At 66.8% G+C, this 15,271-nt stretch carries 10 protein-coding genes and 1 pseudogene; 8 read left to right on the top strand and 3 right to left on the bottom strand.

Annotated features, from left to right (window positions below; genetic code table 11):
• Together ABE424_RS14470 and ABE424_RS14465 are read right to left on the bottom strand one after the other, a co-directional pair.
• A pseudogene (locus ABE424_RS14470) lies at window positions 1-1,920 on the bottom strand (TonB-dependent receptor).
• A gap of 251 nt (window positions 1,921-2,171) precedes the next feature.
• On the bottom strand, window positions 2,172-2,738 hold the full coding sequence (locus ABE424_RS14465; RefSeq protein ID WP_346488164.1) for a DUF2946 domain-containing protein: 567 nt from the start codon (window positions 2,736-2,738) through the stop codon (window positions 2,172-2,174).
• A gap of 175 nt (window positions 2,739-2,913) precedes the next feature.
• Between ABE424_RS14465 and ABE424_RS14460 the strand changes: the two genes are divergently transcribed.
• The 8 genes from ABE424_RS14460 to ABE424_RS14425 all read left to right on the top strand — a co-directional run bounded on the left by ABE424_RS14460 (window position 2,914) and on the right by ABE424_RS14425 (window position 13,986).
• Window positions 2,914-3,972: an alpha/beta hydrolase gene (locus ABE424_RS14460; RefSeq protein ID WP_346491190.1), complete on the top strand. Its 1,059-nt coding sequence runs from the start codon at window positions 2,914-2,916 to the stop codon at window positions 3,970-3,972.
• Window positions 3,972-5,591 (top strand): D-aminoacylase, encoded by a 1,620-nt coding sequence (locus ABE424_RS14455; protein ID WP_346491191.1) that lies wholly within the window; start codon window positions 3,972-3,974, stop codon window positions 5,589-5,591. The genes ABE424_RS14460 and ABE424_RS14455 overlap by 1 nt, the downstream gene beginning before the upstream one ends.
• 39 nt (window positions 5,592-5,630) lie before the next feature.
• Window positions 5,631-7,073, top strand: a complete 1,443-nt coding sequence (locus ABE424_RS14450) for a serine hydrolase (RefSeq protein ID WP_346491192.1) — start codon at window positions 5,631-5,633, stop codon at window positions 7,071-7,073.
• A gap of 184 nt (window positions 7,074-7,257) precedes the next feature.
• The gene (locus ABE424_RS14445) at window positions 7,258-8,256 is read left to right on the top strand and encodes a dipeptide epimerase (protein WP_346491193.1); all 999 of its coding nucleotides are present in this window, start codon (window positions 7,258-7,260) and stop codon (window positions 8,254-8,256) included.
• Window positions 8,257-8,507: 251 nt separating this feature from the next.
• Window positions 8,508-10,739: a TonB-dependent receptor gene (locus tag ABE424_RS14440; protein ID WP_346491194.1), complete on the top strand. Its 2,232-nt coding sequence runs from the start codon at window positions 8,508-8,510 to the stop codon at window positions 10,737-10,739.
• Between the two features lie 141 nt (window positions 10,740-10,880).
• Window positions 10,881-11,801 (top strand): hypothetical protein, encoded by a 921-nt coding sequence (locus ABE424_RS14435; RefSeq protein WP_346491195.1) that lies wholly within the window; start codon window positions 10,881-10,883, stop codon window positions 11,799-11,801.
• Window positions 11,798-12,703: a LysR substrate-binding domain-containing protein gene (locus ABE424_RS14430; RefSeq protein WP_346491196.1), complete on the top strand. Its 906-nt coding sequence runs from the start codon at window positions 11,798-11,800 to the stop codon at window positions 12,701-12,703. Before ABE424_RS14435 ends, ABE424_RS14430 begins: the two co-directional genes overlap by 4 nt.
• A gap of 101 nt (window positions 12,704-12,804) precedes the next feature.
• Window positions 12,805-13,986, top strand: coding sequence for an MFS transporter (locus ABE424_RS14425; RefSeq protein ID WP_346491197.1), 1,182 nt, complete (start codon window positions 12,805-12,807; stop codon window positions 13,984-13,986).
• Here the strand turns inward: ABE424_RS14425 and ABE424_RS14420 are convergent.
• Window positions 13,967-15,223 (bottom strand): membrane dipeptidase, encoded by a 1,257-nt coding sequence (locus ABE424_RS14420; protein WP_346491198.1) that lies wholly within the window; start codon window positions 15,221-15,223, stop codon window positions 13,967-13,969. The genes ABE424_RS14425 and ABE424_RS14420 overlap by 20 nt on opposite strands.
• Window positions 15,224-15,271: the final 48 nt, after the last annotated feature.

Below are 15,271 nucleotides of genomic sequence, written 5' to 3'. Positions count from 1 at the left end.
TCAGAGCTCCCGGGTCCAGCTCAGGTACAGCGCCCGGCCGTCACCCGGTGAGTAACCCGAGGAACCGCTGTCGTACCAGGCATACACGTAGAAACGATCTGTCGCATTTTTCAACTGCAGGGCCAGGCTGTTGCGCGCGTCCAGCCGATACGTGGCGCTCAGGTTCAACAGTGCATAGCCGCCGTAGCGTCCCAGCGTGTTGGTCCTTTCCACGAAGTAGTCGCCCTGGCCATTGCCCCAGGCGCTGAAGGCCCAGTCGGCCGTCGGGGCGTAGTCCACACCTGCGCTGGCCAGCCAGTTCGGCACGTTCTCGATCTGCCGCCCGCGGGTCTGCGGCGCACTGGGGTCGGGCACCTCGATCACCGCCTTCTGCCGCGAGTACGCGGCCTAGGCGCGCCACTGTGCGCTGGCCTGCCACGTCAGCTGGGCGTCCCAACCGCGGCGCAGCGTCTGGCCCACGTTGCCGACCTCATTGGCCCCGACCACGGCATTGACGCCCAGGACGGTGGCGACCTCATCGCTGGCCCGCTGCTCCCAGTACGCGATGCGGGTCTGCAGCCCCTGCACGGGCGCCCATTTCATCCCGGCCTCCCAGCCTTCGTTGAGGGACGGAGCAAGATCGTTCAGCTGCGTACGATACGCGCCATTGCCGCTGCCGATCTGGAACGTTCGCCCCCAGTTGGCGTACGCAACCGTGGTCGGGCTGAGATCGTAGGACACACTCAGCTTGGGTTGTTTGATCAGGCCATAGTCGTACACCGGTGCGCGCAGGCCGGTCGCCCCATTGTGGAAGTCGCCATACATGCGATCGACCCGGTAGGCGGGCACGATCTTCAGCGCGTCCATCGGCCGGATCACCGCCTGCACGTAGGCACCCCGGGTATCGAGGGTGTAGTCCCAATCGCGCAGGGTCGCCTGGCGCTCGCGCGCGACGGTCCTGTAGCGGCGGGCCGTGTTGTCCTGCCACTGCCCATCCACGCCGGCATCGAGGACGAACTCGGCCAGCCGCGAGTCCGGGCGCCAGGTGGTGTTCAAGAGCAGGCCGCGATGGGTCTCATCGTTGAAACGTTCCTGTTGAGCGCCTCCCGCGGTGAACGTCACCCAGCGCTGGTTGCGATAGTCGTTCTGGTAGGCCTTGGCGTTCCAGCTCCAGTCGCTGCCCAGTGCGCCATCGATGTGCACGGCGGTCTGAACCGTCTCGCGCTCACTGCGGTCATCGCGTGCGTAGGCCGGCGATTGCGTCGGATTGGCCTGCACCTCCGGATAGCTGAGGTAGCCGGCTTCCAGTGCGGCATTCTTGTAGTAGCGGCTGGTCAGCCCTGCGCGCCACCGGCCGTCAGGGTCGGTGTAGAACCACTTGCCGGCGAAGCTGCGCTGCGTGCCATTGGCATGGTCGCGCTCGCCGCCGGACGTGCGCCAGCCGACGAAATAGTTCTGTGACCAGGGGCCGCGCTCGAACCCTTTGGCCAACTGCACATCCTGCGTGCCAAAGCTGCCGGCGGTGATGCTCAGCTGGCCGTCATTGCCGCCCTGGCGGGTCAACACATTCACGTCACCGGCAATCGCATGCAGCCCGTAGCGGGCATCGTTGGTGCCGCGCACGATCTCGAGCGCGGCGATGTCCAGCGGAAACACCGCATCCAGGTAGGGCATGCCGCCCGAATTGTCATTGCTCGGAATACCGTCGATCAGCAGCTTGACCGCGTTGATGCGGCCCTCGCCGTTGAAACCCCGGAAGGAAAAGCGGCCGGCGTCGGTGCCCATCTTGAACTGGGTGACCTGCACGCCCGGGGCATTCATCAGCAGCTCCCAGCTATGGTCGACCTTCTGCGGTTGAAGGACATCGCCGCCGATGAGATCCACCGAGGTGAATACCGAGCGGGCCGACAGCTCGCGCTCGGCGGCCGAACGCGCCTGCACGGTGCCCAGGGTCAGCACGGTACCGTTCTGGGCAGCGACGGTGACGGGAAGAAGAAGGGCAGCGGCAAGCACGGCCGTGATGGCCTTGGCCAAAGGTCGATACGAAAAAGAAGTTGTCATGGTCCACAGCATTCGATGCCGCGGTCAGCGTGACCGGGGCAGGGACAAGGTCCGGCCGACGGGCCGGATGGCGCAGAGCGTTGGGCACGAGCCGGCAGGGCGCAGCAAGACTGCACCGGATACTTGCCGGATCAGCAGACCAGAACAGGTGGGCCGCGTGCGCCGAGGGTGCCTTGAGCGGGAGCGCGACGACGCTCGACCAGACCTGACAGCGATCGAAACACGGCCGGCCACTGCGTCAGCAGCAGGAGCAGCGCCACGAGCAGGCTGATGAGACGGGCCGCGATCAGGCAGTACTCGCACTCCACGCCCATGTCATGGTTGGCGTGCGGATCGGCAGGCGCTTCGGCAGCGGGGCGGGCCTCGCCCTGATCCTTATCGTGATGCGCGTGATGGCCCGCGTGCGCGTCGGCATCCGTCATGGCGTGATGCGCCGCATGGGGATGGGGTGCAGGCGAGGCTTCAATGACGGGCGCGGTCACCGGCGCCAATGCCCGGCTGACCATGGGCGCGACGATCACCAGCGCAATCGCCAGGAAGGCCCAGGCATGAAGCCAGCGGTGGAGGAGGGACGCATGCACCGGCCCGATGGTAAGGCATGGTTGTCGGGATTCCCGGCGAAAATGCACCTTTTTTGCTCGATTGCGACGGTTTGTCGCAGTCTGGCGCTGGGCGGCGTGAACTCTGGAGCGGCTCATGGACCGGCCCCGTGCCCGCACTGCACATTGACAATTCTCCAAATAGGACGCTTATATCCTATATGGGCCTGAATCCATCCCCGGTCGTTTGCGTTGGCAGGGCCGGCAGGTCACAGGATTCTCAACCGCTTGCGTCCCAACGCAGGCTTCAGCACGCCATTCAAGAGAGCACGACATGACAGCAGTGAAGGGTTGGCGGCGGTTTCGTCGGTGGGTGAAGTGGATCGTGCTCGGTCTGCTGGCGGTCGTGGTCCTGCTCACCCTCATCGGGGTGGTCTACGAGGCCTTGGCGCGCCGGAGCGCGGCGACCGACCATCCGCTGCGTGGGCAGATGGTCGATATCGGCGGGCGCCAGATGCATATCGAGTGCCGCGGCAGCGGCTCGCCGACCGTGATCTTCGAATCCGGCCTCGGCACGGGCGGCACGATGGATTGGACGCGGGTACACGACCGGATCGCCGGCTTCACCCGTGCCTGCGCCTACGATCGCGCCGGCATCATGCGCAGCGATGCCAAGGACACCCCGCAGCGTGCGTCGGCTGTGGCCGATGACCTGCATGCCCTGTTGAAAGGCGCCGGCATCACCGATCCGCTGGTGCTGGTCGGTCACTCCATCGGCGGGCCGTACATCCGGACCTATGTCGGGCGTTACGGCGGGCAGGTGGCCGGCCTGGTGATGGTCGACCCCTCGCACCCCGACCAGATCGCCCGGCTCGGCAGCGTGGTGAGCATCGATGTCCATCCGAAGAAGGTGTCGCTGTTGATGCACACCGCCACCGCACTGTCGCGGACCGGCCTGGTCCGCTTCCTGTTCTCGCGCGCCGATCATGGCCCGCGTCCGAAGGATGAGGCCGCGGAGATCACCGCCTTCTCCAGCGCCTCGGTCACCGGCGCGACCGCCGAACTCGACGGCTTCGACAGCACCATGGACGATGCCCGCGCGGTCACGTCGTTTGGCGACCGCCCGGTGATCGTGTTGACCGCGTTGAAACCGTTCAAGCCCGATGAGCTGGAGAAGATGGGCCTGTCGGCAGAGGAGGGGGCCCGGTTCAAGCAGGAATGGCGCACGCTGCATGCCGAGCAGGCCGCCCTGTCCAGCCGCGGGCAGCAACAGATCGTGAGCGACTCGGGCCACTACATCCAGATCGATCAGCCGGATCGCGTGGTCGCTGCGGTCCGCGAGGTGGTGGATGACGTGCGCGATGACGGGCGTACCGACAAGGAGATGAAATGATGAAGCGCACCCTGCTCTGGGCGGGCCTGTCCATGCTGCTGGCCACCCACGTGGCGGCTGCCGACCATGACCTGGTGATCCGTGGTGGTCGCGTGCTCGACGGCGCCGGCAATCCGTGGGTCCGCGCCGATGTGGCGATCAAGGACGGCCGGGTGGTCCAGGTCGGCCAGGTTCCCGGACACGGCACCCGCGAGATCGACGCCACCGGGCGCTATGTATCACCCGGTTTCATCGACATGATGGACCAGTCCGGTGCGGCGCTGCTCAAGGACGGCGCGGCGGAAAACAAACTGCGCATGGGCGTGACCACGCTGATCGGCGGCGAGGGCGGCCCGCCGGTGCCTGCGTCCGGGATGCCCGGCTACTTCAAGCAGCTGGAAACGCAGGGTATCGCGGTGAACTTCGGTACCTACTACTCCTCGACCCAGGCCCGCGTGCATGTGATGGGTGATGCCGCGGGCGCGCCCACGCGCAAGCAGCTCGATGCCATGGGCGAGCAGGTCAAGATGGCGATGGAGGCCGGCGCGTTCGGCATCTCCAGCGCGCTGATCTATGCGCCCAGCAGCTTCCAGAGCACCTCGGACCTGATCTCGCTGGCCAAGGTCGCCGCACAATGCGACGGCTTCTACGCGACGCATATGCGTGACGAGAGCGAGGGCGTGGTCAAGGCGATCGAGGAAGCCATCGAGATCGGTGAGAAAGGCGGGGTCAAGGTGGAGATCTTCCACCTCAAGGCGGCCTACGCGCCGGAATGGGGCAAGCTGATGCCGCAGGCGCTGGCGACGATCAATGCCGCACGCGACCGTGGCGTCGATGTCGCCGCCGATCTGTATCCCTACACCGCCGGTGGCACCGGCCTGGAAATCATCGCGCCCAGCTGGGTCTGGGCCGACGGTCTCGAGAAAGGCATTGAACGCGTGCGTGACCCCAAGGTGCGCGAGCGGATGAAGAAAGAGGTCGCGGCGGGGTCCATGCCCGGCTGGTCGAACCTGGTACACGCGTCGGGTGGTTTCCAGAACGTGCGCCTGGCCAACAGCTTCAGCGACAAATATCGCCGGTTCCACGGCAAGACGCTGGCCGAGATCGGCAAGGAACTGAATCTCGATCCCGCGGACGCGGCCTGGGACATCGCGCTCGAAGGGCTGCCCAATCGCGCGGTTGCGCTGTACTTCATGATCAGCGAACAGGACGTGCAGCTCGCCCTGCGCCAACCGTGGGTCAGCATCGGCAGTGATGCCGCGGCGGCGGTGAACTACGGCAGCGACGGCGCCATCGGTCTGCCGCACCCGCGGGCCTATGGCACCTTCCCGCGCATCCTCGCCGAGTATGTGAAACGACAGCACGTGCTGACGTTGGAGGATGCGGTGCGCAAGATGACCAGCTGGCCGGCGCAGCGGATGGGGCTGAGCGATCGCGGGTTGATCCGCGAGGGCATGCGCGCGGACATCGTGCTGTTCGATCTGGACACACTGGATGATGTAGCGAGCTGGGATGCACCTGCTGGCGCGCCGACCGGCATCGAAACCGTGATCGTCAACGGCGTGGTCAGCTTCGAGGGCGGCAAGCACACCGGCGCCAGGGCCGGCTCGGCGCTGCGCCATCAATGCCGCACGCGCTGAAGAACGTGCGCGCCCCAACACACACACAGGACACACCTCATGATCCGACATTCCACCGGCGGGAGCCTTCTCGCCCTGGCGCTGGCCACGTCTGCGCCGGCATTCGCTGCCGCGCCCCCGATTGCCAGCGCGGATGACCTGGGCACGGCCGTCTCGGCGCAGATCGCGTGCGCGGGCATCTTCGTGGCCAACCGCGCCGAGGCCGACGTACTGCGTGATGACATCCACGCGTTGGCGCCCTTCACCAAGGCGGTGACGCTGTCGGTGGACCGCAGGGCGGGTACCGTCACCGCCTCCGCGCCTGGCACGCCCACCCGCACGGCGCTGCATCGTCCGGCAGTCGGCTGCACGCTGACCACCGGCGACGTGCCGCTCACCGCACTCAAGGCCCAGACGGCCCGGCTCAAACCGCTGTCGCCGCTGTCGTCACGCCCGTGGCCGCAGGGGGACCAGCCCGTGCCGGCACTGCAGGCCGCCGCTGAAACGCACCTCGACCGGGCCGCACTCGATGCAGCGGTGCAGGCCGCCTTCGATGAGCAGAACGTGGATGGTTATCCGGACACCCGCGCAATCCTGGTCGTGCAGGGTGGCGCGATCGTCGCCGAACGCTATGCGCCCGGCTTCAACCAGAACACCCGCATGCTCGGCTGGTCGGCGACCAAGAGCTTCATGGGCACGCTGGTCGGCTTGCTGGTCGATGATGGCGTGCTCAAGCTGGATGAGCCTGCGCCGGTGCCGGAGTGGAAGGGTGCGGGCGATCCGCGTGGCGCCATCACGCTGCGCCAGCTGCTGACGATGTCGAGCGGGCTGGCGTTCGTCGAAAGTTACAAGCCCGGCAATGACTCGATCAAGATGCTCTTCGAGGCAGGCGACATGGGCGCACTGGCGGCTGCTTCGCCGCTGGAGCACGCCCCGGGGACGTTCTGGAGCTATTCGTCGGGCACGACCAACCTGCTGTCGCGGATCGTCTTCGAGGCGACCGGCGGCACCCTGGAAGGCATGACCCGTTTCGCGCAGCAGCGGCTGTTCGAGCCCGCCGGCATGCGCAGCGCGCTGATCGAACCGGACGAATCCGGTGTGCTGGTCGGCAGTTCCTATGGCTATGCGACGGCGCGCGACTGGGCACGCTACGGGCTGCTGCACCTGAACCACGGTCAGGTCGGTGGCAAGCGGCTGCTGTCGCAGGAATGGCTCGACTTCGCGCTGACGCCGACCCCTGCATCGCCGCGCCCCTCCTACGGCGCGCAGCTGTGGTTGAACCGCGCAGAAGCCACGGAAGCGGGCCGCAAGGTGCTGCAGGATGTGCCACCCGATGCGTTCATGGCGATGGGCCACAACCACCAGATCGTGGCGGTGATCCCCTCGCAGGATGCCGTGATCGTGCGTCTGGGCTGGACCCCGGAAGGGCAGAAGTTCGACTGGAACAAGCATCTGTCGCGGATCGCGGCGGCGCTCGCCCCGGCCGTCGCACCGACGAAGTAGCCGGAAGCGAAGAGAAGAAGGAGGGCGCCCACAGCGGCGCCCATTGACAGTTCTCTCGATAGAGAACTACTGTCTCAATGTGAGAATTACTCACCTTCAGGCAGGGAAACGAGATGTGCTCGATCAAGCTGTTGGCGACGCCCCCGATCACGCGTGACCGTGCCGCCGACGGGGTGAACGTCTGATGGCCCGCCTGAAACTCGGTATCGCGGTCGACGCCCTGCGTCTCGCAGCCCCCTTCCGCATCGCCAGTCACGTGTTCGACTCCCGGCTGGCCTGCCTGGTCACCCTGGACGACGGCACGCATGTCGGCCGCGGTGAGGCGACCGGGGTCTATTACCTGGGCGAAGACATCGAGACCATGCGCGTCCAGCTGGAAGCGGCGCGCGATGCGATCGAAGCCCATCCGACACGCGAGGAGCTGCGCGCGATCCTGCCCGCCGGCGGCGCACGCAACGCGGTCGATGCCGCGCTGTGGGAACTGGAATCCAAGCAGACCGGCACGCCGGTCTGGGCGCTGGCCGGGCTCGCTCCACCACGGCCGCTGCCGACGACCTTCACGGTGGGTGCCGACGACCCCGCAGCCATGGCGGCGGCCGCGGTTGCGTATCGGCAGGCGCGCTCCATCAAGGTCAAATTGACCGGTGAGCTGGACCTTGACATCGCGCGCGTCGCGGCCATCCGTGCGGTGCGCCCGGATGTCTGGCTGGGCGTGGACGCCAACCAGGGCTATCAGATCGGCGATCTCGACCGCCTGGTGGCGGCCATGATGGCAGCCGATGTGTCGCTGATCGAACAGCCACTGGCGCGCGGGCGCGAAGCCGATCTCGATGGATTCGTGTCGCCCATCCCGCTCGCCGCGGACGAGAGTGCGCTCACCCTCGCGGACGTGGAAGGACTGAAGGGCCGCTTCAAGGTATTCAACATCAAGCTCGATAAATGCGGCGGCCTGACCGAAGCCCTGTTGATCGCGGCCGCGGCGCGCGAGGCGGAGCTGGGCGTGATGGTCGGTTGCATGGTCTGCAGCAGCCTGGGGGCCGCGCCGGGCTTCGTGGTCGGGCAGCGCTGTGATCTCGTCGACCTGGACGGTCCGACCTTCCTCAAGCAGGACCGTACCCCGGGAGTTGTCTATCGCGACGGCACGATCTGGTGCGACGACGCGGTCTGGGGCGCCGGGAGCTGAGGCGCGGGGCGCGGGGCGCGCCTGGCGCACGAAATGATGTCAATGCTGCGACGCAGGATTGACAGTTCTCTGAACAGGACTATTGTGTCCTACATGGGCTTGTAACTAGCCATTCATCCCAGGAGCGTCACTGCCAGGCCGGCACCACCCCAGCACGACGGGGTGCCCTGACTGCCGCATTCCGTGCCCATTGCCGTGGGCGTCCAGCTTCGCTACCGAGGTCTCATCACATGAGTCACTGTTCGCTCCGAATGAACGCGTTGTCGCTGGCCTGCACTGCAGGCATCCTGGCCTTGGGCTGCAGCGCCACGGCACTGGCACAGGTCGCCGCCGAGAACCCCAACCGCGACGAGGTACATACCCTGGGCACCGTGACCGCGACCGCGCAGAAACGCGTGGAAGTGGTGACCGATATCCCGATGTCCATCAGCGTCATCAGCGAAGAGCAGCTCGACCGCCTCCAGGTCAACAACATGAACGACCTGGCCGGGCTGGTCCCCGGCCTGCAGATCACCAGCCTCGGCGCGCCGGGCCGCTCGACGATCTCGATCCGCGGCATCACCCCGATGGGCAACACCGCTTCGACCTCGATCTATGTCGACGACGTGCCGCTGACCGCCAACGGCTCGCTGTCCGGTGCCACCTCAGGCATGTTCGACCTGCTGCCTTACGACGTGCAGAACGTGGAAGTGCTGCGCGGGCCGCAGGGCACGCTGTACGGTGCCAGTGCCCTGGGCGGCGTGGTCAAGTACGTCACCAAACGGCCGGACCTCGAGGACTTCTCGGGCCGCGCCGGCGCCACGATGCGCGTTGTCGACGATGGCGGCCGGGTCGGCCATTCCGAGCGCGCCGCCGTCAACGTGCCGCTGGTGCAGGGTCAGCTGGCCCTGCGCGCCAGCTACGCCGAGCAGACCAGCCCGGGCTGGATCGACAACAGCGTCCTGCATCGCCGCGACACCAACGATGTGTACCAGAACGCCGGCCGTCTTTCGCTGTTGTGGAAGGCGTCGGACACGGTGGATGTCCTGCTCACCGCGATGCGCCAGGAAAACAAGGGCGACAATTTCGCGACGGTCGCACTGGACCCGGCCACCTTCAAACCGAAGCTGCCCGGCTACGCCAATGAATACCTGTTCCTGCAGCCCAGCACGATCAAATACGACGTGTACGGCCTGACGGTGGATTGGGATCTGGGCTGGGCCGATTTCACCTCTGCCAGCAGCTGGATGAAATCCAACTCGTGGCGCCTGCAGGACCAGTCGGTGGAATACATCCCGCTGCTCGCCCAGAAGCCGGGCGTCGGTCCGGTGATGGCCTATGCCGGCCTGGACACGGATATCGAACTGAAGAAGTGGACCCAGGAACTGCGCCTGACGTCCAAGGGCGACAGCCGCCTGGAGTGGCAGCTCGGCGCGTTCTACACCGATGAGGATGCCACCTACACCGAGCGTGGCAGTGCATTGAGTCCGGCGTTCAACCCGGTGCTCGATCTGTTCACCGCCTCGGTGCTGACCACCTATAAAGAGAAGGCCCTGTTCGGCAACGCCACCTGGAAATTCACCGACCGCTTCGACCTGGCCTTGGGCGTGCGCCATGCGCGCAATGACCAGGAGTTCCGCCAGACGCTCGGCGGTCCGTTGGGCGGCGACGGGGTGCAGCGCATCACCGAATCCTCCGAGAGCGTGACCACCTGGAGCGCCAGTCCGCGGCTGTTCCTGGGCGAGGACACCATGGCCTACGTGCGCGTGGCCACCGGCTACCGCGCCGGCAGCCCGAACCCCATCCTGCCGGCCGCCCCCGATGTGCCGTCGCAGGTGAAGTCGGACACGCTGATCAATTACGAAGCCGGCCTCAAGACCCACTTCTGGGATCGGCGGGCGCTGGTGGAAGTGGCGGCGTTCCGGATCGACTGGGACGACATCCGCCTGAACCTGCTCACGCCCCAGGGCATCTCCTACGGCGTCAATGGTGGCGAAGCGCGCAGCCAGGGCGTTGAATTCACCGGCGCGCTGATGCCGGTGGACGGCCTGCGCCTGAGCAGCAGCCTGACCTACACCGATGCGAAGTTGACCGCGCCGATTCCCCCGGCCCGCCCGGGCGGCCCCAACCAGGCCGAATCCGGTGCACAGCTGCCGCAGGTGCCCGAATGGGCAGGCAGCCTGCAGGCCGACTACCAGTTCCCGACGAGTGGCGAGTGGGGCTGGAGCGTCGGTGGCGCGCTGCGCTATTACGGCGAGCGCGCGGCCTCGGTGGCGTCGACGCAGTCCTTCGATCTGCCCAGCTACACCACCGTCGACCTGACCGCGGAAGTGAGCAGCCAGAACACGACCGTGCGCTTCTTCATCACCAACCTCACCAACAAGGACATCTACGTGGCGGCAGGCAGGACGATTCCTGCGGCAGGCGCGCAGGAGTACCGGCGCTGGAATGCGGTGATGATGCAGCCGCGCACGGTGGGTGTGTCGCTCGATTACAGCTTCTGATCGAGCGGGGCAGGGCGGCGCGGCACCTTCCGGTGCCGCGCTGGCCGACAACGCCGCGAAGGCCTGCAATGCAGGCCGATACGCGTCGCCGAAGCAGATATGCTTGCACGGGTCCGCCCCACACCCGCAGGCCGCAGCGCGATGAGCTTCAGACTGGATTCCCTCCTGCGTTCCGCCGCACTGTTGCTGTGTGCGGCGCCGCTGTTGACGGGATGTGCCCGGACCCACCGGGAAACCGTGCTGTCCTCGGACACGCTGAAGGTCGTGGCCGTGACCGAAAGCCGACTGGACATCAACGTCAGCCGGTATCAGCACTACACGACGTACGTGCTGTACGTGGACGGCAACAGGCTGTCCGATCAGGGATTCTCGGCGCTCCTGCAGGATCCTGACGCGGCGGGCGATCAGTTCGTGCATACCGATGCCGTGGTGCTGGACGAAGACGCGGTGCTGATCGCCTCGCATAACCGTGACGGCTCACGCTGTTGGACGACGCGGCTTGCAGCACGCAATGGCACGCCGACGCTGGACACGATCATGAAAGGGACGGCCGACTGCAGCATCCGCCCGGCAGCTCCGGGCTGGCGGGCGCTTTACCAGGACCCCGGCGATCTGATCCTGGTCCGTGAGCGGCCCTTCCAGGTCCATCCCATCGCGGGGTACTGGTACGCGCTGTGGATCGACGGCGACACCGTCGCCCTGTACCGGAAGGACCGGGACCATGAGCGCCTCGTCGTCAGGCTGGCACGGATTTCTTCGGATACCGCGCTCGCCGAGCAGACCCTGCCGATGCAGACCTATGCGGAGCCCGACCTGCTGCATGCCTCGCCCGAGCAGCGACGGCAATGGCTGTTCGACAACTTCACGGTCTCCACGGGCGCCGCTCCCTCGATCGCGTTGCGTTCCGACCATCGACTCGACACGATCACGCCCGAGGTATGGGCGGAGTATCAGGAGATCGAGCGGCAGAACAAGGAACGGGATGCCCAGGCACGTGCCGCCGGCGACGCCTGGAGCGAGGCCGAGCGCCGGGAGCTGATGGAAGCGGAGACGTCCAAGTGATCGAGACCCGCCTGCTCCAACAGTTCATCGCCGTGGCCGAGGAGCTGCATTTCAATCGCGCGGCCGAGCGACTGCACATGGCACAGCCGCCGCTGAGCCAGGCCATCCGCAGGCTCGAGGGCCTCGTGGGCGCGCCGTTGTTCGAACGGACCAACCGCAGCGTGGCGCTGACCCCGGCCGGCGTGGCTTTCCTTGAGACCGCCCGCCGCACGGTGCAATCCCTGGAAGAGGGCGTCGCGCAGACGCGCCGGGTCGCACAGGGCATCGAAGGCCACCTCACCCTGACCTTCATCAACATCACCCCGTATGTCCTGTTGCTGCGCGTGCTGCGCACGTTTCGACAGGCCAACCCGGGCATCACCTTCACGATGCGGGAGGCCACTACCCAGGAGCAGATCAACGCGCTGGAGCAGGGCAGGGCGGACATCGCCTTCATGCGGGCACCGGGAACGACGACACCACACCTGCGCCTGGCTGCGGTGTTGAACGAGCCCATCTGCGTGGCGCTGCCCGTTGGCCATCGCCTTGAAGCAAGCCCTATCGTCGACCTGGCCTCGCTCAGGGACGAGGCCTTCGTCGCCTCGCCCCGGACCCTGGGCAAGGGCTTTCATGACCAGCTCATCAGCCTGTGCCAGGCCGCCGGGTTCGTGCCCGACATCGTGCAGCACGGCCGGCAGATGCAGACCCTGATCGCCCTGGTGGCCGCCGGGTTCGGCATCGCGCTGCTGCCCGCCTCGCTGGCGACGGACGTCCGGCCGGATGTTGTGTTCCGTCCGCTCCAGGTCGATGCGCCCAAGGCCATGGCACGGTTGGATCTGTTCATGGCATGGAACGAGAACCGCGCCTCTGCGATCCGCGACCGGCTGATCGACGCCGTGCTGCAGGCGCTGCCACCGCCGTGAAACGATGAGACGCGCCGCATCTTGCCGCGGTATGCAGACGGTCCTTCACCCACATCCCAGCAGGCACTAGTCTTCGGCAGCTCCGCCGTCGAGGATCCGCAATGCCTGCTGCCATCTATGTGTTTTCGCTGTGCGCCTTCGCGTTCGGTCTGTCTGAATTCGTTGTCGCGGGGCTGCTGACCGCCATTGCCGATGATCTCGATGCGCGGATCTCCCTCGTCGGCACGGCCATCGCGGCCTATGCGCTGGGCGCGGCCATCGGTGCCCCCTTCATCACCGCCCTGGTCGCCCACTGGCGGGACCGGCAGATCCTGCTGCTGGCCACCGCATTGCTCGGGCTGGGCAGCCTGCTGATGAGTGCATCGCCGAATCTGGTGACCCTGCTGGCGATCCGCTTCGTGGTCGGCCTCGGCCATGGCGTGTTCATGGCGGTGGCCTCGGACGCAGCGACCCGGCTGGTCGAGCCGCAGCGGTCCGGTCGGGCGCTGTCGGTGGTCTGGATCGGACTGACGCTCGCCCTGGCGTTCGGGGTACCGATCGGAACCTACCTCGGCAGCGTGTGGTCGTGGCGGGTGGTCTTCCTGACCATCGGGGCGCTCAGCGTGGCCGGCATGCTGGGCCTGGCGCTGTGCATGCCGCGGGGTGGGGCTGCTGATCCGTCCGCCCGAGGCGGCGCATGGAAGGGCATCCAAGCCATCACCCACCCGCAGCTCCTGATGACGGCGGGCATCGGCGCGCTGGTCAGCGTCGCCACGTTCTCGTTCTTCACCTTCGTCTCGCCCTATCTGCAGCAGATCACCGGCGTGGACGTGCAGTGGCTGAGCCTGGGCATGCTGCTGTTCGGTGTCTGCGCCATCGCAGGCAATCTGCTCGGCGGATTCCTCGGCGATGCGATGGACGGGGATCGCAGCCTCCGGCTGGCGCTGGTCGCGTTGGCGGTGAACCTGCTCGGGCTGTACGGCTTCGCAGGCGTGCCGGCCTTGATGATGCTCCTGATCGGCACCTTGGGCATCTGCTTCTTCTCCATCGTGACGCTGCTGACCCTGCGCCTGCTCAAGCAGGCCCAGCACTTCATTCCCGGCTACAGCTCGGTGGCGGCCGGACTGAACATCGCCTCGTTCAACCTGGGCACCGCGCTGGGCGGCGCCGTGGGCAGCCTGACGATCAGCTACGCGACGCTGGCATCGGTGCCGCTGGCAGGGGCCGTGGCCGCGCTCCTGGCGGGCATCGTGCTGTATCTGCAGCGGCGACGGATGAGCGCCATCATCCACATACGTCCGTGAACAGCCGGGCGTAGTTGCTGCCCAGGATTTTCTCGATGCGCCCGTCACTGTGCCCGCGCCGGGACAGCAGGAACGCCAGGCGGTCGAAGCGATCGGGCTGGTTGAGGTCGGGCAGGAAGGTGACCACATCGCCGCTTTCACCGGGCGCGGAGATGCCGCGCTTGATGCGCTCCTCGACGACGCTGCGCAGCCGCTCGCGGTACGCCGGGGTCAGATCGATCGAGGAGATCATGCCATCGGTGCCCAGGCAGACGTGGTCCTCGCCACAGACGTTGATGGCGTGTTCGATGTGGCGGATCAGATCGTCCGCCGTCGGCTGCCCCTGCTCGCGCAGGAACGGCATCAGGTAGATGCCCGCGACACCGCCCCGCGCGGCAAGCTGGCGCAGTTCCTCATCGCTCTTGTTGCGCGGGTTGTCGGCGAGCGCGGCGCAGCCGGTATGACTGATCGTGACCGGGTGCCGGGACGCTGCGATCGCATCCAGCGTGGTGCGCTGGCCAGCATGCGAGAGATCGATCAGCCCTCGGCCGGCATCGATCTTCTCGACCAGCTCGCGACCGAATCGACTCAGTCCTGCATTGGCCGGCTCCAGGCAGCCGTCACCGACCAGATTGCGACGATTGTAGGTGAGCTGGTAGACGCGTACGCCCAGGCCATGGAAGGTGTCGAAGCGCTCAACATCTTCGCCGAACGGCGTCGCATCCTGGAAGCCATAGATCACGCCAAGGCGGCTGCTGCGCTTCGCATCGAGAAGGTCGGCACCGGTACGCACAAGGCTCAGGGCGTCCTCATGCAGCGCCCGTTGCCCGTTCCAGTACGCGATGTTGCGCATCGTCAACGCATAGTCGTTGAGGTAGCTGCCGACGCCACTGACGGTAATGGTGCATGCGGTCAGCCCGGAGGCGCGCGCGTCGGCCAGGGAGCGTGCACTCAGCGGCGCATAGTCGGCTTCCTCCCGTGTATCGAGTGGCCCGCCACTGAGCGCATCGATCACGGTGGCGCGCCGATAGCCCGGCCACTGCGGGCGTGCGGAAGCCGCCGGGGCAGCGGCGCCTGCCTGCGCCGGCAGCAGCAGGGCGCCGGCAGCACCGAGCGCGCAGGCGCCGAGAAAACGTCGCCGCGATCGCTCCGCGTCGGAGGGATCGTTCGTCATCGCATCAGTCTGGAACGTCATCGGGTCTGTACCTGCTTGCGTGGCTGGAGGCCGGGTGGCGGCTCGCCGAGTGAACGGCGTCATCGGCCACTCCGCGGAGGTGTCCGCAGCATGTTCGGACGCTGACGGTCC

It is taken from the genome of Stenotrophomonas sp. TWI1149 (assembly GCF_039673155.1).
Lineage (GTDB): Bacteria > Pseudomonadota > Gammaproteobacteria > Xanthomonadales > Xanthomonadaceae > Stenotrophomonas > Stenotrophomonas maltophilia_AA.
This window is presented reverse-complemented; position numbering and strand designations above follow the sequence as displayed.

What these genes read in the sequence shown, in the direction of transcription:
- ABE424_RS14440 (WP_346491194.1), top strand. Translation starts at nt 8,508, where the DNA reads ATGAACGCGTTGTCGCTGGCCTGCACTGCAGGCATCCTGGCCTTGGGC.
- ABE424_RS14460 (WP_346491190.1), top strand. Translation starts at nt 2,914, where the DNA reads ATGACAGCAGTGAAGGGTTGGCGGCGGTTTCGTCGGTGGGTGAAGTGG.
- ABE424_RS14425 (WP_346491197.1), top strand. Translation starts at nt 12,805, where the DNA reads ATGCCTGCTGCCATCTATGTGTTTTCGCTGTGCGCCTTCGCGTTCGGT.
- ABE424_RS14465 (WP_346488164.1), bottom strand. Translation starts at nt 2,738, where the DNA reads ATGAGCCGCTCCAGAGTTCACGCCGCCCAGCGCCAGACTGCGACAAAC.
- ABE424_RS14455 (WP_346491191.1), top strand. Translation starts at nt 3,972, where the DNA reads ATGAAGCGCACCCTGCTCTGGGCGGGCCTGTCCATGCTGCTGGCCACC.
- ABE424_RS14450 (WP_346491192.1), top strand. Translation starts at nt 5,631, where the DNA reads ATGATCCGACATTCCACCGGCGGGAGCCTTCTCGCCCTGGCGCTGGCC.
- ABE424_RS14420 (WP_346491198.1), bottom strand. Translation starts at nt 15,223, where the DNA reads ATGACGCCGTTCACTCGGCGAGCCGCCACCCGGCCTCCAGCCACGCAA.
- ABE424_RS14435 (WP_346491195.1), top strand. Translation starts at nt 10,881, where the DNA reads ATGAGCTTCAGACTGGATTCCCTCCTGCGTTCCGCCGCACTGTTGCTG.
- ABE424_RS14445 (WP_346491193.1), top strand. Translation starts at nt 7,258, where the DNA reads ATGGCCCGCCTGAAACTCGGTATCGCGGTCGACGCCCTGCGTCTCGCA.